The organism is Erwinia sorbitola (assembly GCF_009738185.1).
Lineage (GTDB): Bacteria > Pseudomonadota > Gammaproteobacteria > Enterobacterales > Enterobacteriaceae > Erwinia > Erwinia sorbitola.
Genome location: NZ_CP046509.1, coordinates 1244585 through 1270330 on the forward strand (window position 1 = coordinate 1244585; position 25746 = coordinate 1270330).

At 55.1% G+C, this 25746-nt stretch carries 24 protein-coding genes; 18 read left to right on the plus strand and 6 right to left on the minus strand.

Annotation, left to right across the window (positions count from 1 at the left end; genetic code table 11):
- Nucleotides 1-328 precede the first annotated feature (328 nt).
- From ansP to GN242_RS05585, 3 genes are all read left to right on the plus strand, one after another.
- A complete protein-coding gene (gene ansP, locus GN242_RS05575; RefSeq protein WP_154753850.1) occupies nt 329-1777 on the plus strand; it encodes an L-asparagine permease in 1449 nt (482 codons plus the stop codon).
- A gap of 285 nt (nt 1778-2062) precedes the next feature.
- Entirely contained in the window at nt 2063-2641 is a 579-nt protein-coding gene (gene nudK / locus GN242_RS05580; protein WP_154753851.1) for a GDP-mannose pyrophosphatase NudK, read from the plus strand.
- A 166-nt stretch (nt 2642-2807) separates the two neighbouring features.
- Entirely contained in the window at nt 2808-3902 is a 1095-nt protein-coding gene (locus tag GN242_RS05585) for a DUF1176 domain-containing protein (RefSeq protein WP_154753852.1), read from the plus strand.
- Nucleotides 3903-3969: 67 nt separating this feature from the next.
- Here the strand turns inward: GN242_RS05585 and GN242_RS05590 are convergent, their stop codons facing one another.
- Nucleotides 3970-4761, minus strand: coding sequence for a MipA/OmpV family protein (locus GN242_RS05590; RefSeq protein ID WP_154753853.1), 792 nt, complete (start codon nt 4759-4761; stop codon nt 3970-3972).
- A 120-nt stretch (nt 4762-4881) separates the two neighbouring features.
- Here GN242_RS05590 and GN242_RS05595 point away from each other — a divergent pair, with 120 nt between their 5' ends.
- From GN242_RS05595 to GN242_RS05605, 3 genes are all read left to right on the plus strand, one after another.
- Complete coding sequence (locus GN242_RS05595; protein ID WP_156287032.1) at nt 4882-5577, plus strand: response regulator; 696 nt, start codon at nt 4882-4884, stop codon at nt 5575-5577.
- Complete coding sequence (locus GN242_RS05600; RefSeq protein ID WP_156287033.1) at nt 5574-6776, plus strand: sensor histidine kinase; 1203 nt, start codon at nt 5574-5576, stop codon at nt 6774-6776. Before GN242_RS05595 ends, GN242_RS05600 begins: the two co-directional genes overlap by 4 nt.
- A gap of 78 nt (nt 6777-6854) precedes the next feature.
- Nucleotides 6855-7016, plus strand: coding sequence for a hypothetical protein (locus GN242_RS05605; RefSeq protein WP_154753856.1), 162 nt, complete (start codon nt 6855-6857; stop codon nt 7014-7016).
- A gap of 104 nt (nt 7017-7120) precedes the next feature.
- Here the strand turns inward: GN242_RS05605 and tkt are convergent, their stop codons facing one another.
- The 3 genes from tkt to GN242_RS21910 all read right to left on the minus strand — a co-directional run bounded on the left by tkt (nt 7121) and on the right by GN242_RS21910 (nt 10435).
- Nucleotides 7121-9121: a transketolase gene (gene tkt / locus GN242_RS05610; protein WP_154753857.1), complete on the minus strand. Its 2001-nt coding sequence runs from the start codon at nt 9119-9121 to the stop codon at nt 7121-7123.
- Nucleotides 9122-9190: 69 nt separating this feature from the next.
- On the minus strand, nt 9191-10141 hold the full coding sequence (gene tal, locus GN242_RS05615; protein WP_154753858.1) for a transaldolase: 951 nt from the start codon (nt 10139-10141) through the stop codon (nt 9191-9193).
- On the minus strand, nt 10142-10435 hold the full coding sequence (locus GN242_RS21910; protein WP_156287034.1) for an RpiB/LacA/LacB family sugar-phosphate isomerase: 294 nt from the start codon (nt 10433-10435) through the stop codon (nt 10142-10144).
- A 300-nt stretch (nt 10436-10735) separates the two neighbouring features.
- On the opposite strand from GN242_RS21910, the gene maeB reads away from it, so the two are divergent.
- A complete protein-coding gene (gene maeB, locus GN242_RS05625) occupies nt 10736-13015 on the plus strand; it encodes an NADP-dependent oxaloacetate-decarboxylating malate dehydrogenase (RefSeq protein ID WP_154753860.1) in 2280 nt (759 codons plus the stop codon).
- Nucleotides 13016-13782: 767 nt separating this feature from the next.
- Here the strand turns inward: maeB and hemF are convergent.
- Both hemF and amiA read right to left on the minus strand, forming a co-directional pair.
- Nucleotides 13783-14691 (minus strand): oxygen-dependent coproporphyrinogen oxidase, encoded by a 909-nt coding sequence (hemF, locus tag GN242_RS05630; RefSeq protein ID WP_154753861.1) that lies wholly within the window; start codon nt 14689-14691, stop codon nt 13783-13785.
- A 45-nt stretch (nt 14692-14736) separates the two neighbouring features.
- Nucleotides 14737-15621 (minus strand): N-acetylmuramoyl-L-alanine amidase AmiA, encoded by an 885-nt coding sequence (amiA, locus tag GN242_RS05635; RefSeq protein ID WP_154753862.1) that lies wholly within the window; start codon nt 15619-15621, stop codon nt 14737-14739.
- Nucleotides 15622-15828: 207 nt separating this feature from the next.
- On the opposite strand from amiA, the gene GN242_RS05640 reads away from it, so the two are divergent.
- The 11 genes from GN242_RS05640 to GN242_RS05690 all read left to right on the plus strand — a co-directional run bounded on the left by GN242_RS05640 (nt 15829) and on the right by GN242_RS05690 (nt 25737).
- Complete coding sequence (locus GN242_RS05640) at nt 15829-16254, plus strand: GNAT family acetyltransferase (RefSeq protein WP_154753863.1); 426 nt, start codon at nt 15829-15831, stop codon at nt 16252-16254.
- 96 nt (nt 16255-16350) lie between these two features.
- Nucleotides 16351-16800: a DUF2919 domain-containing protein gene (locus GN242_RS05645; RefSeq protein ID WP_154753864.1), complete on the plus strand. Its 450-nt coding sequence runs from the start codon at nt 16351-16353 to the stop codon at nt 16798-16800.
- A gap of 77 nt (nt 16801-16877) precedes the next feature.
- Nucleotides 16878-17498, plus strand: a complete 621-nt coding sequence (locus GN242_RS05650) for an RpoE-regulated lipoprotein (RefSeq protein ID WP_154753865.1) — start codon at nt 16878-16880, stop codon at nt 17496-17498.
- Between the two features lie 115 nt (nt 17499-17613).
- Nucleotides 17614-18510 carry a Dyp-type peroxidase gene (locus GN242_RS05655; protein WP_156287035.1) on the plus strand — a complete coding sequence of 299 codons (897 nt, stop codon included), beginning with the start codon at nt 17614-17616 and terminating at the stop codon, nt 18508-18510.
- A gap of 220 nt (nt 18511-18730) precedes the next feature.
- Nucleotides 18731-19744, plus strand: coding sequence for a sulfate ABC transporter substrate-binding protein (locus GN242_RS05660; RefSeq protein WP_154753867.1), 1014 nt, complete (start codon nt 18731-18733; stop codon nt 19742-19744).
- A 2-nt stretch (nt 19745-19746) separates the two neighbouring features.
- Nucleotides 19747-20580: a sulfate/thiosulfate ABC transporter permease CysT gene (gene cysT / locus GN242_RS05665; protein ID WP_154753902.1), complete on the plus strand. Its 834-nt coding sequence runs from the start codon at nt 19747-19749 to the stop codon at nt 20578-20580.
- Complete coding sequence (cysW, locus tag GN242_RS05670) at nt 20580-21455, plus strand: sulfate/thiosulfate ABC transporter permease CysW (RefSeq protein WP_154753868.1); 876 nt, start codon at nt 20580-20582, stop codon at nt 21453-21455. The genes cysT and cysW overlap by 1 nt, the downstream gene beginning before the upstream one ends.
- Nucleotides 21445-22533, plus strand: coding sequence for a sulfate/thiosulfate ABC transporter ATP-binding protein CysA (cysA, locus tag GN242_RS05675; RefSeq protein ID WP_154753869.1), 1089 nt, complete (start codon nt 21445-21447; stop codon nt 22531-22533). Before cysW ends, cysA begins: the two co-directional genes overlap by 11 nt.
- 127 nt (nt 22534-22660) lie before the next feature.
- A complete protein-coding gene (gene cysM / locus GN242_RS05680) occupies nt 22661-23539 on the plus strand; it encodes a cysteine synthase CysM (RefSeq protein ID WP_154753870.1) in 879 nt (292 codons plus the stop codon).
- Nucleotides 23540-23707: 168 nt separating this feature from the next.
- On the plus strand, nt 23708-24388 hold the full coding sequence (locus tag GN242_RS05685) for a response regulator transcription factor (RefSeq protein WP_154753871.1): 681 nt from the start codon (nt 23708-23710) through the stop codon (nt 24386-24388).
- On the plus strand, nt 24385-25737 hold the full coding sequence (locus GN242_RS05690; protein ID WP_154753872.1) for an ATP-binding protein: 1353 nt from the start codon (nt 24385-24387) through the stop codon (nt 25735-25737). The genes GN242_RS05685 and GN242_RS05690 overlap by 4 nt, the downstream gene beginning before the upstream one ends.
- Nucleotides 25738-25746: the final 9 nt, after the last annotated feature.

The following is a 25746-nucleotide window of genomic DNA, read 5'->3' on the forward strand; positions in this document are numbered from 1 at the left end:
GTCCCTGTAGTACCCGAAGTTCCTGTAGTCCCTGTAGCCCTTTAGTGCTTTCACTGACCGACCGCAAATTGTGGTCGGTTTTTTTATGCGCCATTCGACAAAAATTACAAAAGCTCACGATTTCCAGCGTGGAATTTTTGCGTCAAATAACCAGAACGGTTAGGATGCATCGCCGTGATTTTCCTGCTTGCGTCATGAATAAAACTACAGCAGCCAGGGAGATCAAACCTGATATGCGCCACGCAGCGCAATCGATTGGTTGGCACATAAACAGGATACCCGGGACAGGTAGCCGCATCACTTTTTGGACAGGAAAACAGGACAGAAAATGAACGCTGAAAAAAAAACGGGCGCCGAAAAGCGCGCGGCAAAAAGACGTTGGTTAAATTCTCATGATTCTGGCTACCATAAGGCCATGGATAATCGCCACGTACAGATGATTGCCATCGGTGGTGCGATTGGTACCGGCCTGTTTCTCGGTGCCGGTTCCCGTTTGCAGGCCGCTGGCCCTGCGCTGGCCATTGTGTATCTGGTCTGCGGTATCTTCTCTTTCTTCATTCTCCGTGCGCTGGGTGAACTGGTGCTGCACCGTCCTTCCAGCGGCAGCTTCGTTTCTTACTCCCGCGAATTTTTGGGTGAAAAAGCCTCCTATGTGGCAGGCTGGATGTATTTTGTAAACTGGGCGATGACCGGCATCGTCGATATCACCGCCGTGGCGCTCTATATGCACTATTGGGGCGCATTTGGTGATGTGCCGCAGTGGGTATTTGCCCTCGGTGCGCTCGCCATTGTTGGCACCATGAACATGATCGGCGTGAAATGGTTTGCCGAGATGGAGTTCTGGTTTGCGCTGATTAAAGTGTTGGCGATTGTAATTTTCCTCGTGGTGGGCGTGGTGTTCCTCGGCAGCGGTAAGCCGCTGGATGGGAACGCTACCGGGTTCCATCTGATCAGCGATAACGGCGGTTTCTTCCCTAACGGCCTGATGCCAGCGCTGGTGCTGGTGCAGGGTGTGGTCTTCGCCTTTGCTTCCATCGAACTGGTGGGTACGGCAGCCGGAGAGTGTAAAGACCCGAAAACCATGCTGCCGAAAGCTATCAATAGCGTGATCTGGCGTATCGGTCTGTTCTACGTTGGTTCGGTGGTGCTGCTGGTGCTGCTGCTGCCGTGGAATGCCTATCAGGCAGGGCAGAGTCCGTTTGTAACTTTCTTCTCTAAACTGGGCGTCCCTTACGTTGGCAGTATCATGAATATCGTGGTGCTGAGTGCTGCGCTCTCCAGCCTCAACTCAGGCCTTTATTCCACCGGGCGTATTCTGCGTTCGATGTCGATGGGCGGTTCTGCACCTAAGTTCATGTCAAAAATGAGCGGCCAGCAGGTTCCCTATATGGGCATCCTGGTGACTATTGGCGTCTACATTATTGGCGTCTGGCTGAACTATGTCGTGCCTTCACGGGTGTTTGAGATCGTGCTGAACGTTGCTGCGCTGGGTATCCTCTCTTCCTGGGCATTTATCGTGGTGTGCCAGATGCGTCTGCGCAAAGCGATTAAAGAAGGCAAAGCTGAAGATGTCAGCTTTAAGCTGCCGTGGGCGCCGTTTACTTCATGGCTGACCCTGCTGTTCCTGTTTAGCGTGCTGGTGCTGATGGCGTTTGACTACCCGAACGGCACTTACACCATTGCCTCCATCCCGCTGATCGCGGTGGTGTTAGTCCTTGGCTGGTTTGGCGCACGCAAGCGTGTTCATGCGCTGGCGAAGGAAGAACAGAACCATTAATGGTTACGGGGCAGGCAGATCTGCCCCGTTTTCCCCCGCCGATATCCCGCAGGTGTCAGTCACGTCAACCCCGTTTCCCCCGCCGATATCCCGTAGGGGTCAGGCACGTCAACCCCGTTTCCCCCCCGATATCCCGCAGGTGTCAGTCACGTCAACCCCGTTTCCCCCGCCGATATCCCGTAGGGGTCAGGCATGCCTGACCCGTTTTCCCCTGCGTTTCAGATAGTTTTCCATGCCATTGCGTTCTAAAATGACAGGCTCCTGATGAGTTACCACGGAGACTGTATGTCAGCCAAGATCGACGTCATCAAAAATAAAGTTCTCTCCGAGAACTGGTTCGTCCTGCGCAATTTCACTTACGATCTCACCGCCAAAGATGGCACTACTCTGCGCCATAAGCGCGAAGTCTATGACCGTGGCAACGGTGCCACCATCCTGCTGTACAACCGTGATAAAAATAGCGTGGTGCTGACGCGGCAGTTCCGTATCGCCACCTGGGTTAACGGCAATCCGAGCGGGATGCTGATTGAGACCTGCGCCGGTCTGCTGGATGATGACTCTCCGGAGGAGTGCATTCGTCGGGAAGCTGTTGAAGAGACCGGCTATGTGGTGGGGGAAGTGGAGAAGCTGTTTGAGCTTTATATGTCTCCGGGTGGCGTAACGGAAATGGTGCACTTCTTCGCCGCCGAGTACAGCGAAACGCAGCGTGAAAACGCGGGCGGGGGGATCGATGATGAAGATATCGATGTGCTGGAAATTACCTTCCCGGAAGCCTGGGCAATGGTGAAAGATGGCCGCATTAAAGACGGTAAAACCGTTACGCTATTGCAGCATGCGCTGCTGGCGGGCTGGCTCCATCATTAATACGCTGGATGACGGTCTGTGTGGGTTCAACCGATCATCTCTGCTAACGACGACTGTGCGATAAATCCGATTGAGCCGCTGACAGGATCTGCGCATGATAAACACTATGCACGGACTGGCCGTGATGTTGTTTTTCTGCATTACCTTACAGGGACCTCATTAATCAATGTCTTACTGGACGAAATGGTTATTGCTGATTTCGCTCTCTTCTGTTGCTGCTGTGCAGGCGCAGCCGCTACAGAAGACGTTTTCTGACTGGCAGATCACCTGTAACAACCTCAACAGCTGTGAAGTACGCAGTATCCCGGGTAACAATGGTCTGGCGATGACGCTGGCGCGGGACGCCGGAAATGAAGCTCCGGCACAGCTGCGTATTGATTATGGCAATCGTTACAGCGGCAAGCTGCCTGGCGGTGCTTTGCAGGATAACCTGCTGCTGGACGGGCAGCGGCTGAAGCTCGATCTCAAACACTGGGAGGTGGAACCACATCATCTGCTCACCAATCACGGTATCTCAATTGATGAGTTTCTGGCCCAGGTGATGGATGCCGACAGTATTCAGCTACTCTATCGGGCGGATGCCACCATAAGTCTGCACGGGCTGAAGGCCGCACTGCTATTGATGGATGAGGTGCAGGGGAGAATTAACAGTACCAGCGCATGGATCCAGCGTGGCGACCGTGCCGCCAGCAATGTGCCGCCAGCACCGGCGCTACCGCAGATAAACACGCCGCTGCGTGCTCCGCAGGCATTAACGCACGAAGAGTCCAGCGGGCTGATCGATTTTGGTACCTGGCGGGTTAACAGCGATAGCTGCTCGCTGAATCCACTACAGCGTGAAGTCAGCGTTTCACCCCTCAGCGATGATAAAGCGCTGCTGCTGGTGAGCTGCGAAATGGGCGCTTATAACATTATTGATCTGGCATTCGAAGTTTCACGCAGCCAGCCGTATATATCGAAAAGCATTACGCTGACGCTACCATTTTCACCACCGGAGCGCAGCGATAATCAGCTTGAACTGGTCAATGCTGACTTTGACGCCGCCCGGGGTGAACTGCTGACCTTCAGTAAAGGCCGGGGGTTAGGAGATTGTGGCGTAGCGACACGCTGGCAGTATAATGGCCGGCAGTTTGTGCTGGCGGAATATGCTCAGGAGAGCACCTGCGACGCGTGGCACAGCAGCGATCAGTGGCCAATGTTGTGGGAGAGCAAGAGCGCTCCGCCGCAGGAGAGTGCGTCAGTAGAGATGCAGCAGCAGTAGATCGGAGAGAAAGACGGTGCAGGCTACATAGCGGGGAGCTAAAAGCGTTAATCCTCTGCTTTTTTCCTCAGTCAAAGGTGTAGGTGACGGCTGCCGTGACGGTGGCTTCATTGCGACGAAATACAATCGGACTTTTATCAGTTCGATGGCTCAACCAGGTATAGCCCGCCTCCAGCATGGTGCCCCACTGCGGGGTAAACCGATGCCCCCATGTCAGACTGTTTTGCACTCCGTAAAGCCCGCCTGTCGTTGAATAGCGCCGATAACCGCTGCGGATATGTTGCCGATCGCTAACGCCATAAAATGTATTCATATAGCGACTGTCGCCGAATAAAGCCGCCGACTGAAACACAAGGGTGTCGCTTTCATCCTGAAAAGGGATCAGCGACACCGATGTCTGATACTGCACGCCCTGACTGTCGGTTAACGGCAGGGTGGCTTTGCCTTCTACGGAGAGCCACGGTACGATTGTCCAGCCAACGGCTACCGCCGTGTTCATCACCGCATCAATATTTCCCATTCCTCGCAGTTTCTTGGATCCGTCGCGCCATGAGGAGTTTTTGTCCGAGCGCCCCAGACTGTAGCCCAGGGTGTGTTCGAGATACAGCCCTGAGTCAGACTGTAAGTCATATCCCAGACCATCTTGCGAGTTGAAAAAAAATGCTCCGTCGCGGGCATCTATCACCGGTGCGAAATTGAACTGACGCTTATCTGAACCGCTGTAGCGCGGTGCGTTGCTGGCGGCGATGCCCACGGTGAGGCTTCTTGCAGCCAGAACGGCGGCGTCGGCCCCGGCCATAAGCGTGATATTGGCGAATGCAATACAGCTAATGCACAGGCTAAATTTTCTGGTTATCATCGTCGCTCCTCAGCACCAATCAAGCCGGCCCCCAAATGGCCGCACATCTGATAGCGAATGATGAACAGGCAGTGTCAATTTACTGCCAGGGTTTTATGAAGAAACTGTCAAGGTGCGCAAATGCAGATGAAACGTATACTGATTATTGAGGACGATGCGGATGCGGCTAACGTTCTGGAAGCCTATCTGCGTCGGGAAAATTACAATGTTGCCATTGCGGGTGACGGTATCACCGGCCTGGAAATGTCACAAAGCTGGAAGCCGGATCTGATTTTGCTGGATATTATGCTGCCCGGTATGAATGGCAGTGATGTACTGGCTGCGGTACGGCGCAAGGGCGATATTCCGGTGATCATGGTTTCAGCGATGGGTGAAACGCCGGATAAAATAGGCGCGCTACGCTACGGGGCTGATGATTACGTGGTTAAACCGTATAACCCGGCAGAGGTGGTGGCACGCGTTCATGCTGTGCTGCGCCGGACATCGGGCCGCACCGATCAGAAAACGATCCTGAGCTGGCAGGGACTGGAGGTGGATATGGAATCCCTTACTGCGGTTGTCAGAAATGACGGTGAAAACCCGGTGTTGCTGGAACTTACGCCGACGGAATTTTCACTGCTCACCACGCTAATGCACTCCCAGAACTATCCATTTTCCCGTCAGCAACTGCTGGAGCGCTGCCTGCCAGAGAGCGAGGCGCTGGAACGTGTCGTTGATACCCACGTTTATAATTTGCGTAAAAAGCTCGAAAACGCCGGAATTGTTGATGTTTTGCATAATGTTCGCGGCGTGGGCTACCGGTTCAGACAGCCATGACACAGCAAAAAAAACAGTCCCTTTGGCGCTGGATATGCATGCGTATCCTCGCGCTTACAATCGGATCGGTAATTTTAATCGCCTTCAGCATGTGGTTACGTTCCCTTATTCAGTACTACTGGGTGATGAATCATATGCCCGCCTCTCAGCGTGATGAGCTGGCACTGTTGCTGAAGAACCCGCAACGGGATGCCGCTCGCTTTCATCAGCTGATCGATGCGGGCTGGGGGATCAATTATTCTACGCCCAGCATTGCCTCCTCGGACTGGCTGATGCTGGCAGCGTTAATTGCCCTTGCCCTTCCGGTTATCGTTATCTTTGGATTGCGCGCCGCCAGACCGCTGTCGGTGCAGTTCAGCCGGCTGGCAACGGCAGCCCGTTGTGTGGCGCGCGGCGAGTTTGGTGCACGGGCCGCTACGGTTGAAAACGCCCCCGCCGAACTGGTGCAGTTTACGGAGGATTTCAACGTGATGTCCCGTCAGCTTGAGCGCTACGATCGTGAGCTGCGTGCTTCACATGTGGCGATGGCGCACGAACTGCGTTCGCCGCTGACGGCCGCTATTGGGCGTCTTCAGGGAATGATAGACGGCGTGTTTGAGCCTAATCCGACCCAGCTAAATATGGTGATGAAACAGCTTCAGCACCTTCATCGCCTGACGGATGAACTGCACCTGCTTTCCCTCGCGGATGCCGGTCAGCTGTCATTTACGCTCAACACTTTTGACTTAGCCGAGCTGCTGCGTGAGCGGGTGATATGGATGAAACCCCAGGCCGAAGCGGCGGGAATGGAGATGCGCATCAGCGCTGCCCATCCCGCCATCTTTACCGGGGATCCCTTCCGTCTGGGGCAGGTATTTACCATCCTGATGGAAAACGCCGTACGGTACGCTGCCGAAGGCAAGCTGCTAACCATCGATATTCAGCGGCGGGCAGCGGGTTATCTGATTACCTTTACCGATTGTGGTCCGGGGGTAGCCCCCGATTTTTTGCCGCTGATGTTTGAGCGTTTTACGCGAGGCGACTCTTCACGAGCGCGTCACTCAGGCGGCAGTGGGCTGGGTTTGTCGATTGCCCGGGCGATTTGTGAGGCCTGCGGCGGGGAGCTGGTGGCCTCATCACCGGCCGGGCACGGTCTGGCGATAAGCCTGCATCTGCCTTTTGTAACACCGGAGGCCGGAATAAAAAATTACATGCATTGACGATTTCTTGATGATATATGCAGCAAATCTGGTCAGTCAGCCGTTGTAATAGAGCTATTACCGTTAAGGAATTGCGCTATGACCGACTGCTTAACTGATTATTTCCGTGACATATTGCACCATCTTAATTTCATCTGCCGGATCTCTCCCCATATTCTGTGGATAGCCACGCTGATGCTGGTATTTATGCTGACCGTCTGGGTAATAAAGAAAAAGAATCGTCGTTTTATGCACGCCTGATTCGCTGCTGTCAGGGGGGCGGAGTAAACAGGGAAGGGCAGCGTAAGCCATAAAAAAACCGCCTCACGATGAAGGCGGTTTTTCAATACAGAGTGTGAAAGCTATCAGTGCGGTTTCAGCAGCGCTTCCGCATGGCTGACGATATTTTCAACCGTGAAGCCAAATTCCGGGAACAGCTTCTCAGCCGGAGCCGACTCACCAAAACCAGTCATACCGACAATGGCACCGTTCAGGCCGACATATTTGTACCAGTAGTCGGCAATCCCTGCTTCCACTGCTACGCGTGCCGTGACGCCGGAAGGCAGAACGGACTCACGGTAGGCAGCATCCTGTGCATCGAACAGATCGGTCGATGGCAGTGATACTACGCGCACCTTGTGGCCGCTGGCGGTCAGCTTGTCAGCCGCGCCCAGGGTGATTTCCACTTCGGAACCGGTAGCTATCAGGATCACATCCGGTGTGCCGTTGCTGTCTTTCAGCACATAGCCGCCGCGCGAAATATTCGCCAGCTGCTCTTTGCTGCGCTCCGGCTGTGCCAGGTTCTGCCGCGACAGAATCAGCGCAGTCGGGCCATGATGGCGCTCAACGGCATGTTTCCAGGCCACAGCGGTTTCAACCTGGTCACACGGACGCCAGACGCTCATATTTGGCGTCACGCGCAGGCTGGCGATCTGCTCAACCGGCTGATGCGTCGGGCCATCTTCACCCAGACCGATGGAGTCATGGGTGTACACCATAATCTGGCGCGCCTTCATCAGTGCCGCCATACGCACGGCGTTGCGCGCATACTCAACAAACATCAGGAAGGTAGCGGTATACGGAATAAAACCACCGTGATGCGCCAGGCCATTGGCGATGGCAGTCATACCAAACTCGCGTACGCCGTAGTGAATATAGTTTCCGGCAGCATCCTCTTTGATCGACTTCGAGCCAGACCAGATAGTGAGGTTACTTGGTGCGAGGTCAGCAGAGCCGCCCAGGAACTCTTTCAGCAGCGGGCCGTAAGCTTCCAGCGCGTTCTGAGAGGCTTTACGGCTGGCAATCTTCTGCGGATTAGCCTGTAATTTCTCAATATACTTCTGAGTGTCAGCTTCCCAGTTATCCGGCATGCCGCCGTCCATGCGGCGGGTATATTCTGCCGCCAGTTCCGGGTATGCGGCTTTGTAGGCGGCGAATTTACTGTTCCACTCACTTTCGGCTTTCGCACCGGCTTCTTTCGCATCCCACTGAGCATAGATCTCTTTCGGGATCTCAAACGGCGGGTAGTTCCAGCCCAGCTGTTTACGCGTCAGCGCAATCTCTTCGTCACCCAGCGCCGCGCCGTGGGCTTCTTCTTTACCCGCTTTGTTCGGCGAACCGAAGCCAATCACGGTTTTACAAATCAGCAGCGATGGCTTGTCAGTCACGCTCTGTGCTTCTTTGATCGCCTGCGCGATTGCATCAGGATTGTGCCCGTCAATATCGCGGATCACATGCCAGTGATAGGCTTCGAAACGTTTAGCGGTATCGTCGGTAAACCAGCCTTCAACTTCACCATCAATCGAGATGCCGTTATGATCGTAAAAGCCAATCAGTTTACCCAGACCCAGCGTTCCCGCCAGAGAGCATACTTCATGGGAGATGCCTTCCATCAGGCAGCCATCGCCCATAAACACGTAGGTATGGTGATCGACAATTTCATGGTCAGGGCGGTTAAACTGCGCGCCCAGAGTACGTTCCGCAATTGCCAGGCCAACGGCGTTCGCCAGACCCTGACCCAGCGGGCCGGTAGTCGTTTCCACGCCTGGGGTATAGCCCAGCTCCGGGTGGCCCGGGGTTTTGGAGTGCAGCTGACGGAAATTCTTCAGCTCAGACATTGGCAGATCGTAACCCGAAAGGTGCAGCAGGCTGTAGAGCAGCATCGAAGCGTGGCCGTTAGAGAGGATAAAACGGTCGCGATCGGCCCATGCCGGGTTATTCGGGTTGTGATGCAGAAATTCACGCCACAGCACTTCAGCGATATCAGCCATACCCATCGGGGCACCAGGATGGCCGGATTTGGCTTTTTGCACCGCGTCCATACTCAGGGCGCGGATGGCGTTTGCCAGTTCTCTACGTGAAGACATAGTTTCCTCCAGAAATGCGTGGAGGCGGATCGCAGATCCGCCCGGGGGGATAAATGATGGAAAGGGGAGTTACAGTCGTGCGGACAGCACATCTTCCAGCTTCTGCTGGTCAACGGCGAACTGGCGAATACCTTCAGCCAGTTTTTCCACTGCCATCGGATCCTGGTTATGTTCCCAACGGAATTCCGCTTCAGACAGCGGTGCAGGCTGGTGGAAGCCCTGAGTAGACGGAGTCAGTTTACGCTCAACCGGAGCGTTGCTGGCCTGAAGCTCTTCCAGCAGGTTTGGCGCGATAGTCAGACGGTCGCAGCCTGCCAGCGCGAGGATCTGCTCTGTCTTACGGAAGCTGGCACCCATGATGATGGTGGTGTAACGGTGCTGCTTATAGTAGTCATAGATATTGCGTACAGATTTCACGCCCGGATCTTCATCAACCACGTACGGGTCAAGAGGTTTACGGCTGTTGTACCAGTCATAGATACGGCCAACAAACGGTGAAATCAGGAATACGCCAGCTTCAGCACAGGCACGGGCCTGAGCGAAGGAGAACAGCAGCGTCAGGTTACACTGGATACCATTTTTCTCCAGCTCTTCAGCCGCTTTGATCCCTTCCCAGGTCGAAGCCAGTTTGATCAGAATACGCGAACGGTCAATACCGTTATCTTCGTACATTCTCACCAGTTTTTCCGCTTTGGTGACACACATTCCACGGTCAAATGAGAGGCGCGCATCAACTTCGGTGGATACACGGCCAGGGACACTTTTCAGAATCTCCAGACCGAGATTAACGGCAACTTTGTCGCTGGCGTTAATAATCTGGGTTTCTTTACTGCCGCCCTGTTTTTTAGCGTAGTCGATGGCGTCAGTGATCAGATGTTTGTAAGAGTCGAGGCCGGAGGCTTTCAGGATCAGAGACGGATTGGTGGTGGCATCTTCCGGGTGATAGTTACGGATGGATTCAATATCGCCACTGTCAGCCACCACGGTGGTGAATTGTTTCAGTGCGTCTAACTGGTTCATCTAAAGCTCCTTGATAAGCAGTCTATATACCCTGAGTGAGTCATGAGTATAGCGTTGTAACGAAAAATTTATCTCAGGCAGACAACAGTGCATCAGGCGCCGGGTAATGGGAATGCGCTTTTTCTGATTGTTGCAATGGGCCAGCCCAATGACCGTCGTCTCGCCCTGCGCTATGGGGAGGGGAGCAGCATCCATTTTGTTCACGGCAATACTTATACCAATACCCTTACCACAGGCCAGGATGACACGGTATTCACATCGTGTCTTGATAGCTTGTGCCACCGGCCTTGTCATTGTCGAAAGGGCTAAATGAGCATTACGTCATGCTGTAACGGCCAGAAGTTGTAAGTGCCTGAGAAGAGTATTTTTCTACTCAAAAGCGGCAATATCGCTGCCGAACTTAATATAAAGCATAGCAGATCCTCAAAAAAACGTGGCCGGAACGGCTGACGAATCCCCTCCGGCAGCACTTCCCCTAAGCCAAATCTATCCATCCGCCAAATTATGCGCCCCTTCAAGTTTTTATCCCCTCCGGCACTTCTATACTGGGAAGTTGTACCCCTACATAACTACCTATAAGAAAGGATCCTGCAAATGGACGAACAGTTAAAACAGAGTGCTCTCGATTTTCATCAATTTCCGGTTCCCGGAAAAATTCAGGTTTCCCCCACCAAGCCGCTTGCCACTCAGCGCGACCTGGCGCTGGCCTACTCGCCCGGCGTTGCAGCACCCTGCCTGGAGATTGCCGCCGATCCAGAAGCTGCCGATAAGTACACCGCCCGCGCCAATCTGGTGGCGGTGATCTCCAACGGTACCGCAGTGCTGGGCTTAGGAAATATCGGTGCGCTGGCCAGTAAGCCGGTGATGGAAGGGAAAGGAGTGCTGTTCAAGAAGTTCGCCGGAATAGACGTGTTTGATATTGAAGTTGATGAGCTGGATCCGGACAGGTTGATCGATGTGATCGCCGCGCTGGAACCCACTTTCGGCGGCATCAACCTTGAGGATATCAAGGCACCGGAGTGTTTCTACATCGAAAAGAAGCTGCGCGAGCGGATGAATATTCCTGTCTTCCACGACGATCAGCACGGAACCGCCATCATCTGTACCGCTGCGGTACTTAACGGCCTGCGGGTAGTGAAAAAAAACATCTCTGATGTGCGCCTTGTGGTCTCGGGGGCCGGGGCCTCCGCGATTGCCTGCCTTAATTTGCTGGTGGCGCTGGGTATGCAGAAACACAATATTGTGGTCTGCGATTCAAAAGGTGTGATCTACCGGGGACGCGAAACGCCGATGGCTGAAACCAAAGCCGCCTATGCGGTGGCCGATAACGGCAAACGAACCCTTGCTGAGGTTATCGACGGCGCAGATATCTTCCTCGGCTGTTCGGGGCCAAAAGTCATGACCCAGGAGATGGTCAAAGGTATGGCGCGTGACCCGCTGATCCTTGCGCTGGCTAACCCGGAACCAGAAATTCTGCCGCCGCTGGCAAAAGAAGTGCGTCCGGATGCCATTATCTGCACCGGTCGCTCGGACTTCCCCAACCAGGTGAATAACGTACTCTGTTTCCCGTTTATCTTCCGTGGAGCGCTGGATGTCGGGGCAACGGCAATTAACGAAGAGATGAAGCTGGCAGCGGTGCACGCGATTGCCGAGCTGGCGCTGGCGGAACAGAGTGATGTGGTGGCATCCGCCTATGGTGATGAGGAGCTGTCGTTTGGTGCTGAATACCTGATACCGAAGCCGTTTGATCCGCGTCTGATTGTGCAGATCGCTCCGGCGGTAGCAAAAGCCGCGATGGATTCTGGCGTGGCGCGGCGGCCGATTGCCGATTTCGACGCCTACCGCGAAAAGCTGATGGAGTTTGTCTACAAAACCAATCTGTTTATGAAACCGGTATTCTCCCAGGCGCGTAAAGATCCGAAACGCGTGGTGCTGGCTGAAGGCGAAGAGGCTCGCGTGCTGCATGCCACCCAGGAGCTGGTTACTCTCGGACTGGCCAGGCCGATTCTGATTGGCCGTCCGAGCGTGATAGCGATGCGTCTGCAAAAGCTGGGGTTGAAAATCGAAGCGGGCAAAGATTTCGACGTGGTAAACAACGAATCCGATCCGCGCTTTAAAGAGTACTGGAGTGAGTATTACCAGATTATGAAGCGCCGTGGCGTATCGCCGCAGCAGGCGCAGCGTGCGGTCATCGGAAATCCAACGCTGATCGGCGCGATTATGGTTCATCGTGGGGAAGCGGACGCGCTGATCTGCGGCACCATCGGTGACTATAAACAGCATTACGATATTGTAGAGAAGCTGTTCGGCTTTCGTGCGGATGTAAAAGTGGCGGGGGCGATGAATGCGCTGGAGCTGCCAAGCGGCAACACCTTTATTGCCGATACCTATGTTAATGAAGATCCTACGCCGGAACAGCTTGCCGAACTCACGCTGATGGCGGCGGAGACCGTACGTCGTTTTGGCATTGAACCAAAGGTTGCGCTGCTGTCGCACTCCAGCTTTGGTGCATCGGATGCTCCGGCCGCCCGTAAGATGCGTGACACACTGGCACTGGTAAAAGCGCGGGCACCGGAGCTGGAAATTGACGGCGAGATGCACGGTGATGCAGCGCTGGTGGAGAGTATCCGCCAGGATCTGATGCCGGACAGCCCGTTAAAAGGTCCGGCGAATATCCTGATCATGCCTAACGTCGAAGCGGCGCGCATCAGCTATAACCTGCTGCGCGTCTCCTGCTCTGATGGGGTGACTGTCGGGCCGGTACTGATGGGGATAGCCAAACCGGTGCATGTGCTGACGCCGATCTCATCGGTGCGACGCATCGTAAATATGGTGGCGCTGGCGGTAGTGGAGGCGCAGACCGCGCCGCTGTAAGGCGCAGGCCCGGGCAGGGAAGGGCCAAAGGCCAGGGGCTTAAGGTCAGGGGCTTAAGGTCAACGACAAGGTCAAGGGCGTTTCGCTTTCCCGCTGCGCGGTCTGAGCGACAAGGGGCGGCCAGTCGCCGCCGCCCCTTGACCCCGGGCTTGCGGCAGGCGCCACGCCCGCTCCGCGGGTTCCCTCACTCGACTGGTTTTCCGCACGAACCGGGTGAGACGGGACGTCCCTGTCCCGGCTCACCCTCTCGCCGACATCCTGTCGGCTCGTCCTGCAAATCCCTTCTCCCTCGGCAAGGCTTAATTGCCGCTCAAAAGGTCAACATCAAAAGAGAAATCAAAGACAGATACAAAGACTAAAAGGCCTTTTGGTCTTTAAGTCTTTAAGTCTTTTTGGGTTTGACCTGGGTTTTGATGTTAAGGCGGCAATTAAGCTGCGCTGAGGAAGTGATGTGAACCAGGATGAACCGCCAGGACGGCGGTGAGAGCTCGGGCCGGCACAGGGAGGTGCCGTCACGAGCGGTCCGTCGGTGAACGGAACTGACGAAGGCACCCGCTGAAAGCGGGCGTGGCGCCTGCCGCAAGCCCGGGGGCAAGGGGCGGCGGCGACTGGCCGCCCCTTGTCGCTCAGCCCGCGCAGCGGGAAAGCGAAACGCCCTTGACCTTAAGACCTTAAGACGTTGACCTTAAGACCTTGACCTTAAGACCTTAAGATGTTGACTTGAAGACATTGACGTTGACCTTACCCATGCAACCGCATGAAAAAAATCAAACCCACGCCTTAACCGGCAGGAAGTCTCGGTACAGCGCAGCCTCCGGGCTGCCTTCTTCCGGCTGATAATCATACTCCCAGCGCACCAGCGGCGGCATCGACATCAGAATCGACTCAGTGCGGCCACCGGTTTGCAGGCCAAACAGCGTACCGCGATCCCAGACCAGATTAAATTCAACGTAGCGCCCGCGACGGTAGAGCTGGAAATCACGCTCACGCTCGCCCCATGTCAGGTTTTTACGGCGTTCGACAATCGGCAGGTAGGCATCGGTAAAGCCTTCGCCCACCGCCTGCATAAAGCGGAAGCTCTGGTCGAAGTCCGGAGTATTCAGATCGTCAAAGAACAGACCGCCAATACCGCGCTGTTCGTTGCGGTGTTTCAGGTGGAAATAGTCATCACACCACTTTTTATAGCGCGGGTAGACCTCTTCACCAAAGGGCTGACACAGGTCAGACGCAGTTTGATGCCAGTGAATGGCATCCTCTTCAAAGCCGTAGAAGGGGGTCAGATCGAAGCCGCCACCAAACCACCATACCGGCTCTGCATCGGGCTTTTGCGCGATAAAAAAACGCACATTGGCGTGGCTGGTGGGGATATACGGGTTTTCCGGATGGATCACCAGCGAAACCCCCAGCGCTTCGAAACTGCGCCCGGCGAGTTCAGGGCGGTGCGCAGTGGCAGAGGCGGGCATCATGTCGCCATGAACATGGGAGAAATTCACCCCCGCCTGTTCGAACACCCGGCCCTGACGCAGAACGCGACTGCGCCCGCCGCCGCCGCCGGGGCGCTGCCAGCTGTCTTCGGCAAAGCTGGCTTCGCCATCGGCCTGTGCCAGCTTGCGACAAATTTCATCCTGAAGGTTGAGCAGAAACTGTTTTACCTGGGCGATATCCGGAGTGTTCATGAAAAAAATCCTGTGACAAAAAGACGCGTGGATTATACGTGATTTTCAGCCTGTGCGTCTGGTCGCATCATACTCATTAAAAAAGCTGACGATGCCGTCCGCAATGGCACCGGCAATCTTCTGACGAAACGCGGTAGTCCCCAGCAGTCTCTCCTCATCAGGGTTAGTAATAAATGATGTTTCAACCAGCACTGATGGAATGGACGGCGACTTAAGCACCGCAAACGCCGCCTGCTCGGTGTGCTGACTGTGCAGATGATGAACCGGACGAATTTGCCCCAGCACATGTTTGCCGAGAATCAGACTGTTCTTGATGGTATCCGTCTGCACCAGGTCAAACAGCACCTGCTGCAAATAGTGATCCTGATCCGCTGCTTTGACCCCGCCCACATTATCGGCGGCATTTTCACGCTGCGAAAGATAACGCGCCATTGTGCTGCTGGCTCCACGGTTTGACAGGGCAAACACTGAAGCACCGCTGGCCGTAGGGCTGGTAAAACCGTCGGCATGCACCGACATAAACAGATCGGCACCGTGCTGATGGGCGATCTCCACCCGTTCACCAAGCGGAATAAAGTGGTCGCTTTCCCGTGTCAGACGCACTTCAATATGCGCATGCTCACTCAGCAGATGGCGGATATGCTGGGCGATTTCCAGCACCACATGCTTCTCTTCCGAACCTTCATGCCCCACCGCGCCGGAGTCTATACCGCCGTGGCCCGGATCAATCATTACAATTCGCTTGCTGTTCGCCGGGCGGACAGGAGGCGGTGGCGAATTGGTCGCTTTGTGCGGTCGCGGAAGCAAGCGCCGGGTGGCATCTTCCTCTGCGGCACGCACAGGCCGCCGCGCCAGCAGGGCCAGCGCAAGGCCGGAGAGCAGCAGCTGGCGGCGGGTGGTCAGCGGCGTCAGTAGGTTTATCTTTTTCATGGCACATCCAGGGTCGTTAGGTGCTTATTGTTATATCGTAACAGGCGGGTGACCGCGAGAAGGGAACTATTGCAGGTTTTTGCTAATTATTTCAGGTGGCTACTCCGGCAGAACCTCTTTTTTTACCTTTCCGCTGTCCATCGGGCTTGCACCGGCAGAAGAATACGTGATAATCAGCAAATTATGCTTAACCACAGGCTGAAACTCATGGAAATTCGTGTATTCCGGCAGGATGATTTTGAAGAAGTAATTACCCTTTGGGAGCGCTGCGATCTGTTACGTCCCTGGAACGATCCGGAGATGGATATAGAACGTAAGCTGAACCACGATCCGGATCTGTTTCTGGTCGCCGTGGTGGGCGGTGAAATTGTCGGAACGCTGATGGGCGGCTACGACGGCCATCGCGGTTCCGCCTATTATCTGGGCGTACACCCTGACTATCAGGGGCGCGGCTTCGCCAACGCGCTGATTAATCGCCTGGAGAAGAAACTGATTGCCCGCGGCTGCCCGAAAATAAATGTCATGGTGCGGGAAGAGAACGACGCCGTCACCGGCTTTTATGAAAAGCTGGATTATGAAACCCAGGACAGTATGCTGCTGGGCAAGCGTTTGATCGAAGACCGCGAATATTGATTTCTCGCCATCGTTGCAGAGGCGGTCGCTGATTGGCTGCCCTGTTACAAGGCAGACGATGTCGGGAAAGGCTGTTCAATTTTTAACTGAGTTATCATGCTGAAATATTCTCCCGACGATTACGACACTAAAGGCCTGCTGCGTCTGCCCCTCTCTTTTTGGGCAATTCTATTGTTACAGGCGCGTACCTGGGTACTGTTTGTCGCCGCCGGGGCTTCGCGTCAGCAGGGCGAGAGTCTGCTGGCACTGTTTTATCCCGATAATCACGCCTTCTGGCTGGGGCTGGCATTGGGTATCCCTGCCGCCCTCGGGCTGCTGCTTACCGGCTACCGTCAGCGTCTGCCGCGTCTGTGGCAGGCGTGGCGCTGGGTGCTGGTGGCAACCCTGTTTCTGACGCTGGGTGTACAACTTGGTGAGTTGTGGCAGGGTGATGAACCGGTATCATCACTGGTGTTACTGGTCTCTCTGCTGGATGTGGTGGCGCTGGTCGCGCTACTGGCTTACCGACGGCTGCGGGACTGTTTTGATCCGGCTGAAAATCACTGACTGACAGAGAGTAAACTTTCGCAGCATTTTATACTCCAACCGTACGGAAACCCCTGAAAATGACTACTGGAGTTGCAATGAAAACTTATCGCCCGGCGTTGCTGCTGGCCGCCCTGATCCTGGCAGGTTGCGCAGGTTCGTCTTCTCAGCATGACAGCACTTCGTCTTCTACCTGGTGGAACCCCGTCTCCTGGTCATGGTCCAGCCTCTCCCCGACACACTGGTTCGGCTCCTCATTAACCGTCACCGAACAGGGGCTGGGCGATATTAACGGCAGCACGCTGATGCAGCGCGATGTACTGGATGATGGTCTGAAGGGTAACTATCATCTGCGCCAGGGGATGCGTACCACCGACGGCACCATCGTTCATTTCTGGCAGGGTGTCGACAGTGACAAGCAGGTGAAAGTGGAGCTGATCGGCGATACCACCGTTAGCCGTATTGATATCATGGATCATAACGTTACCACCGAAAGCGGCGTGAAATTTGGCACTGCTTTTAGCGATCTCTACAGCAAAGCCTTCGGCGTATGTCAGAAAGGCAGTGGTGCAGACCACGCCAGCGTGGAGTGTAAAGCGCCTGGCAGCCAGCATATCAGCTACCTCTTTAGCGGTGACTGGAATGGCCCCGAATCCCTGATGCCAGCAGATGACACGCTGAAAAAATGGACATTAAGCAAGATTATCTGGCGCCGTTAATGCTGTTTACGTAAAGACCACACCAAACTTGAGTTTGAACACTCTCCTGGTGCCAACATCCGGTATCATCTTCTGAAATACTAATCAGAAATGACCTGAGAACCAGGAGAGCAGCATGTCCCATTTTCAGAGCGGCATCTTATTAGAGCATCGCCGTTTTGCTATTTACTTAGAAGCGATGGTGGAAGGCGAACTTGACGCCATCCGCCTTGGCAGCCAGCAATTCCTTCAGCAGCTTGCGCAGCTGCAACAGCGTTATCCCGATGCCGGACTGGGGGCAGTTATTGCCTTTGGTAACGGTCTGTGGGGCGATCTCTGCACGGGGAACCGCAGCACAGAACTAAAAGATTTCCAGCCGCTGGGTAAAGGTATGGCACCCGCCACCCAGCGCGATATCTTGATCCACATTCAATCCCTGCGTCACGATGTCAATTTCAGCCTGGCGCAGGCTGCGCTTGCGGCATTTGGTAGCGCTATCCGCATTGCTGAAGAAACCCACGGTTTCCGCTGGACGGAAGAGCGCGATCTCAGCGGTTTTGTTGACGGTACGGAAAACCCACAGGGCGAACAGCGAGAAGCCGTAGCGATTATAGCCAGCGGCGACAACGCTGGCGGCAGCTACGTTTTCAGCCAGCGCTGGCAGCATAATCTGGCGATGTTTAACCGCCTGCCGGTCAATAAACAGGAGCAGATTATTGGCCGTACTAAAGAGAGCAATGAGGAGCTGGAAGGCGATGCGCGTCCGGCGACTTCCCATGTGGCGCGGGTGGATCTCAAAGAGAACGGTAAAGGGTTGAAAATTTTACGCCAGAGCCTGCCATATGGCACCGCGAGCGGGACTCATGGCCTCTATTTTCTTGCCTACTGCGCTACGCTGCACAATATTGAGCAGCAGCTGTTAAGTATGTTCGGCGAAACGGACGGCAAGTTTGATGCGATGCTGCGTTTTACCAAACCTGTTACCGGCAGCTACTTCTATGCGCCATCGCTGGAGCAGCTGGCGGCTTTATAGCATTTATGTACCACCCGGCCAGGTACGCCTGGCCGCTCTGTTTTCCCCTGTAAAGGGACGTATCATTCCCACCGTATGCATATCCAATTCCACACCCTTATAGCGAATTCTGCTTGCTAAGTACCAAACGGTATATAAAACCGTTACAGCTTTCACCCTGGTTATAAATAAACTGAGAGCACTTCAGGCCGGTTAACCGGTGAATCTCTCAGGGTGCATAATGACGTTACCATTGGTAAAAAAATTCGTAGCAGCCTCCGGGCTGGCGTTAGTGCTGAGTTCTGGCGTACAGGCGACTGAGCTGCTGAACAGCTCGTATGACGTCTCACGTGAGCTGTTTACCGCCCTGAATGCACCGTTTGAGCAACAGTGGGCGCAACAGCATCCAGGCGACAGCCTGACGATCAAACAGTCTCATGCTGGCTCCTCTAAACAGGCGCTGGCGATTTTGCAGGGGCTGAAAGCCGATGTGGTGACCTATAACCAGGTAACCGATGTGCAAATACTGCATGACCGTGGACAGCTGATCCCGGCTGACTGGCAGCAGCGCTTGCCCAACAGCAGCTCACCTTTCTATTCCACCATGGCATTCCTGGTGCGCAAAGGTAACCCGAAACACATCCGCGACTGGAACGACCTGGTGCGTGACGATGTGAAACTGATTTTCCCGAATCCTAAAACCTCAGGCAATGCCCGCTATACCTATCTGGCGGCCTGGGGAGCCTTCGACCGTACCGACGGTAAAGATAAAGCTCAGACTGAAAAGCTGATGACCCAGTTCCTGAAAAACGTCCAGGTGTTCGATACCGGCGGGCGCGGCGCAACCACCACTTTTGTAGAGCGTGGGCTGGGCGATGTGCTGATCAGCTTTGAGTCAGAGGTAAACACCATCCGCAATCAGTACGCCAAAGATGGCTATGAAGTGATTGTGCCAAAAACCAATATCCTGGCAGAGTTCCCGGTGGCGTGGATCGATAAAAATGTCGAGAAGAACCACACAGAGGAAGCGGCCAAAGCCTATCTTAACTATCTGTATACGCCGGCTGCCCAGCAGATTATGACGCAGTTCTATTATCGGGTGAATAATCCCGGGCTGATGGCGCAGCAAAAAGATCGTTTCCCACCGACGGAGCTGTTCCGCGTGGCGGATGATTTTGGCAGCTGGGATCAGGTGATGAAAACCCATTTCGTCAGCGGTGGCGAACTGGATAAGTTATTAGCGGCGGGGCGGTAGTGATGTTTTCAGCGAGCAGTAAACGTGTCCTGCCCGGGTTTGGTATCAGCCTGGGCAGTAGCCTTTTCTTTACCTGCCTGATTCTGCTGCTGCCGATCAGCGCGCTGTTGATGCAGCTGTCGCAGATGACGCTGGCGCAGTACTGGGAAGTGATTACTAACCCGCAGGTTATGGCGGCGTACGAAGTGACACTGCTGGCGGCAGGCGTGGCCTCAATTTTTAACGCGCTGTTTGGCATGCTGATGGCATGGATCCTCACCCGTTACCGTTTTCCGGGGCGTGCGCTGCTTGATGGTCTGATGGATCTGCCGTTTGCTCTGCCAACAGCGGTGGCGGGCTTAACCCTCGCCGGGCTGTTCTCAGTGAACGGCTGGTACGGCGAATGGCTGGCGCAGTTTGGCATTAAAGTCTCCTATACCTGGCTGGGTATTGCGGTAGCGATGGCCTTCACCAGCATCCCGTTTGTGGTGCGTACCGTACAGCCGGTGCTGGAAGAGCTTGGGCCGGAGTATGAAGAGGCGGCGGAAACCCTCGGCGCGACGCCGTGGCAGAGTTTTCGCCGTGTCATCTTGCCGGAAGTTGGCCCGGCGCTGCTGGCGGGAACGGCGCTGTCGTTTACCCGCAGCCTCGGTGAATTTGGCGCAGTGATTTTCATCGCCGGTAACATCGCGTGGAAAACAGAAGTGACCTCGCTGATGATCTTTGTACGCCTGCAGGAGTTTGACTATCCGGCTGCCAGCGCCATTGCTTCGGTGATTCTGGCCGCTTCCCTGCTGCTGCTGTTTGCGATTAATACTTTACAGAGCCGCTTTGGCCGCCGTATTGGAGGTCACTAATGGCTGACATTACCGATTTTAAAGGCGCAGGGCGCGCACGCATTCAGTGGGGCAAATGGGTGCTGATTGGCCTGGGAATGCTGATCTCACTGATGCTGCTGGTGATCCCGCTGGTGGCGATTTTTACGGCCGCCTTGTCTGACGGGCTGCTGGCCTCATTCGACAATCTGCGCGATTCAGACATGCTGCACTCCATCTGGCTGACCGTGCTGATTGCGCTGATTACGGTACCGGTGAACCTGGTGTTTGGTACGCTGCTGGCCTGGCTGGTTACGCGCTTTACTTTCCCTGGCCGCCAGCTGCTGCTGACGCTGTTTGATATTCCTTTTGCTGTTTCACCGGTGGTGGCAGGGCTGATGTACCTGCTGTTCTGGGGAGTTAACGGTTCAGCGGGAGGCTGGCTGGATGCGCACAATATCCAGCTGATGTTCTCATGGCCGGGAATGGCGATGGTGACAATTTTCGTTACCTGTCCATTTGTGGTGCGTGAACTGGTGCCGGTGATGTTGAGCCAGGGCAGCCACGAAGATGAAGCCGCCGTACTGTTGGGTGCTTCAGGCTGGAAAATGTTCTGGCGCGTTACTCTGCCGAATATTCGCTGGGCGCTGCTGTACGGCGTGGTGCTGACCAATGCCCGCGCTATCGGTGAGTTTGGTGCCGTCTCGGTTGTTTCTGGTTCGATTCGCGGCGAGACCTACACGCTGCCATTACAGGTTGAATTACTGCATCAGGATTACAACACCGTCGGGGCCTTTACTGCCGCCGCGCTGCTGACCCTGATGGCGATAGTGACGCTGTTTTTAAAAAGCGCAGTGCAGTGGCGATTAGAGAGCCAGAGCAAGCGCTTGCAACAGGAGGGGAAGAATGAGCATTGAAATCGGTAGTATCAATAAATACTTCGGCAAGACGAAAGTCCTGAACGATATTTCTCTGGATATCCCTTCCGGACAAATGGTGGCGCTGCTGGGGCCGTCTGGCTCCGGAAAAACCACGCTGCTGCGTATTATCGCCGGTCTGGAAAATCAGAACAGCGGACGCCTGAGCTTCCATGGTAAAGACGTCAGCCGGGTGCATGCCCGCGATCGCCAGGTGGGTTTTGTGTTCCAGCACTATGCGCTGTTCCGCCATATGACGGTGTTCGATAATATCGCCTTTGGCCTGACGGTGCTGCCGCGCCGCGAGCGTCCTTCCTCTGCTGAAATTAAGCAGAAAGTGACGCGTCTGCTGGAGATGGTGCAGCTTGGTCATCTGGCTGGCCGTTTCCCGGCCCAGCTCTCCGGCGGGCAGAAACAGCGCGTTGCCCTGGCGCGTGCGCTGGCGGTTGAACCGCAGATTCTGTTACTGGATGAACCCTTTGGCGCGTTGGATGCTCAGGTGCGTAAAGAGCTGCGTCGCTGGCTGCGTCAGCTCCATGAAGAGCTGAAGTTCACCAGCGTCTTTGTTACTCACGACCAGGAAGAGGCGATGGAAGTGGCCGACCGTGTGGTGGTGATGAGCCAGGGTAATATTGAACAGGTTGGTACGCCCGATGAAGTGTGGCGCGATCCGGCAACCCGATTTGTGCTGGAATTCCTCGGGGAAGTGAACCGTTTCGATGGGGAAGTGCATGGTTCGCAGTTCCACGTTGGCGCACACCACTGGCCGTTGGGCTATGCACCTGCGCACCAGGGGCCGGTAGAGCTGTTTCTGCGCCCGTGGGAAATTGACGTCAGCCGTCAGAGCAGTCTGGAAACGCCGCTCCCTGCCCAGGTGCTGGAAGTCAGCCCGCGTGGTCACTACTGGCAGCTGGTTGTGGTACCGGCCCAGTGGAGCGGTGAGCCAATCACCGTGGTGATGGACGGGGATCAGGTAGCGCCAATTCGCGGTGAACGTCTGTTCGTTGGCCTGCAACATGCGCGTCTCTATAATGGCGATACACCGTTGCAGCCTGTTGCCTTTGCGCAAAGCGCCTGATATTTTCCTCACATATTATGTGTACTCTCTATCACTGGGATTGCGGCTAACGTTGCTGCAACTTGAAAACGAGTAAAGAGGGTCGGTTTTCCGGCCCTCTGCCATTTCATGCGGGAACTGATACACCTTGACCACAATCGAAAATACCATCGGCAATACGCCGCTGATTCAGCTACAGCGCCTGACGCCCGATAACGGCAGTGAAATCTGGCTTAAGCTGGAAGGAAATAATCCTGCCGGTTCGGTAAAAGATCGCGCCGCATTATCGATGATCAAACAGGCAGAGCTGCGCGGTGAAATTCATCCCGGCGATGTGCTGATCGAAGCAACCAGCGGCAACACAGGCATCGCGCTGGCGATGATCGCTGCCATGAAAGGCTATACGCTAAAGCTTCTGATGCCAGATAATATGAGCATTGAGCGGCAGGCGGCAATGCGTGCCTATGGCGCAGAGCTGATTCTGGTAGGTCGTGAGCAGGGGATGGAAGGCGCCCGCGACCTGGCGAATGAGATGGCCGCTCGCGGTGAAGGTAAGGTGCTGGATCAGTTTAATAATCCGGATAACCCGCTGGGCCACTACCTCACCACCGGGCCGGAGATCTGGCAACAAACGGCAGGGCGTTTAACTCATTTTGTTTCCAGCATGGGCACAACGGGCACCATTACCGGCGTTGGGCGCTATCTGAAAGAGCAGAGCCAGACCGTTTCCATCGTCGGGCTGCAACCCTCAGAGGGCAGCAGTATTCCGGGTATCCGCCGCTGGCCCGCCGCCTATCTGCCGGGTATTTTCCGCCCTGAGCTGGTGGATCAGGTGATGGATATGTCACAGCAGGAAGCTGAAGAGACGATGCGTCTGCTCGCCCGGCGCGAAGGTATTTTCTGTGGCGTCAGCTCCGGTGGTGCGGTGGCAGGCGCTCTGCGTATTGCACAGGCCCATCCGGGGAGCGTGATTGTGGCGATCGTCTGCGATCGTGGCGATCGCTATCTCTCCACCGGCGTTTACTGACCTCGTATTATTTTCTCCTGACGGCAGAACCTTCTGCCGTCGCACGTATCCAATCATCCTGCCTGACACTTTCCCCCATCTTAATTAGACTGTAAGGATTGGGTAAAAGCGGCTGCGCGCCTGTCAATAACAGGTGAAAATAGCGGCTATATCAATGAGAGATCCCGAATGAAAATTTTACTGGTTGATGACGACCTCGAACTGGGCACCATGCTCAGTCAGTACCTGATTGCCGAAGGTTTTGATGCTTCACTGGTGTTAACGGGGAAAGCCGGGGTGGAAGGTGCGCTCTCCGGCGAGTATAGCGCTATGATCCTCGATATTATGCTACCCGATATGAGCGGCATCGATGTGCTGCGCCAGGTGCGTCAGAATGGCCGTTTGCCGGTGATTATGCTGACCGCAAAGGGCGATAATATTGACCGGGTTATTGGGCTGGAGATGGGCGCCGATGACTATATGCCGAAGCCATGCTACCCGCGTGAACTGGTGGCCCGCCTGCGTGCGGTGCTGCGTCGCGTTGAAGAGCAGCCAGTTTCTATAGAAAATAAAGAGGTGATTAGCTGGGGCGAGCTGACGTTGAACCCGGCGACCCGCATCAGCGAATGGCAGAAAAAACCCTTCGATCTCACCGCTTCAGAATTTAATCTGCTGGATTTGCTTCTGCGCTCCCCCGATCGCGTGGTTTCAAAAGACGAACTGTCGGAGAAAGGGCTTGGCCGTCCGCGTGAGGCTTATGACCGCAGCGTAGATGTGCATATCAGTAATATTCGCCAGAAACTGGCAGCGCTGACCAACGACACCATCAATATCGAGACAGTGCGCAGCATTGGTTACCGTATCCGATGAAATCCTGGTTTCGCGGTTTTCTGTTCTGGAAAATTCTTCTGGGTTTCTGGCTGACCTATATTGCGATTACCCAGCTGCTGTGGCTGGGTTTTAGTCTGTATGGCAAGCATCATGAACCGCCGGAAAATATGGCGACTAAGCGTATTGTTAATTTGCAGATGACCTCTGCGGTGTCGGTGCTGCAACGCGGTGGGCTGGAAGCGCTGAACGATATGATGATCGACTGGCCGCCAAACGATCGGCGTTTTTTCTCCGTGAAACTGATGGATAAACCGCCGCAGCAGGCTGCCCCGCGCGATGAGCTCAACCGCGATCTTGCCCCCGGCGAGTTCCCCAAAGAGGTGACGGAATGGGTCACCGGCGCTGACGGTCGCCAGTACCAGCTGCGGTACGATGTGGCAGGTCTGCGTGCCGACAGCTCAATGGGGGGACATCCGCGCAGTATTCTTAATATGCCGGAGCCGTTATTTATCGTCGGTGGTATCTGCGGGCTGTTTTTCAGTCTGTTTCTGGCGTGGAACCTGACGCGCCCGATGCGCCAGCTGCGTGCAGGTTTTGCCCGCGTATCAAAGGGCGATCTTTCGGTGCGACTGTTCCCCAAAATGCGACGCAGACACGATGAGTTCTCGGTAGTTGCTCAGGACTTTGATGCAATGGTTGAGCGCCTGTCGGTGCTGGTGCAGGCGCGTGAAGAGCTGCTGCATGATGTCTCTCACGAGCTGCGATCGCCGCTGGCACGGTTACAGCTGGCAACCGGCCTGGCTCGTCAGACCCCTGAAAGCGTAAACAGCTCCCTGGATCGGATTGATGAAGAGGCGCGTCGCCTGGATAAGATGATTGGTGAGCTGCTGACCCTGTCGCGTGCGGAACATCAGAGCCTGCCGGATGAGCAATATTTCGATCTGCTGGGGTTGCTGAACGCGGTTACCAATGATGCACGCTATGAAGCACAGATTCCTGGTGTAGAAATTTTGCTAAATGCTGACGAACAGCAGGATTATACGGTGAAAGGAGATGCTAACCTGATCCGCTCGGCAGTGGAAAATGTGGTGCGTAATGCGCTGCGATTCTCCATGCATGGTCAGCAGGTGTTAATTACGCTGCGTCAGGAGCATGACTGGCTGGCGATCAGCGTACGTGATTACGGGCCGGGCGTAGAGGCCGACAAGCTTTCCAGTATCTTTGATCCTTTTGTCCGCGTTAATTCACCATTGTCAGGGAAAGGCTACGGGCTTGGGCTATCAATCGTGCGTAAGGTGGTGATAGCTCATCAGGGAGAAGTCAGCGCCGTGAACGCCCGCGATGGCGGACTGGAGCTCACTATTCGCCTGCCGCACTGGGTGGTGTAGTCAGCGCCG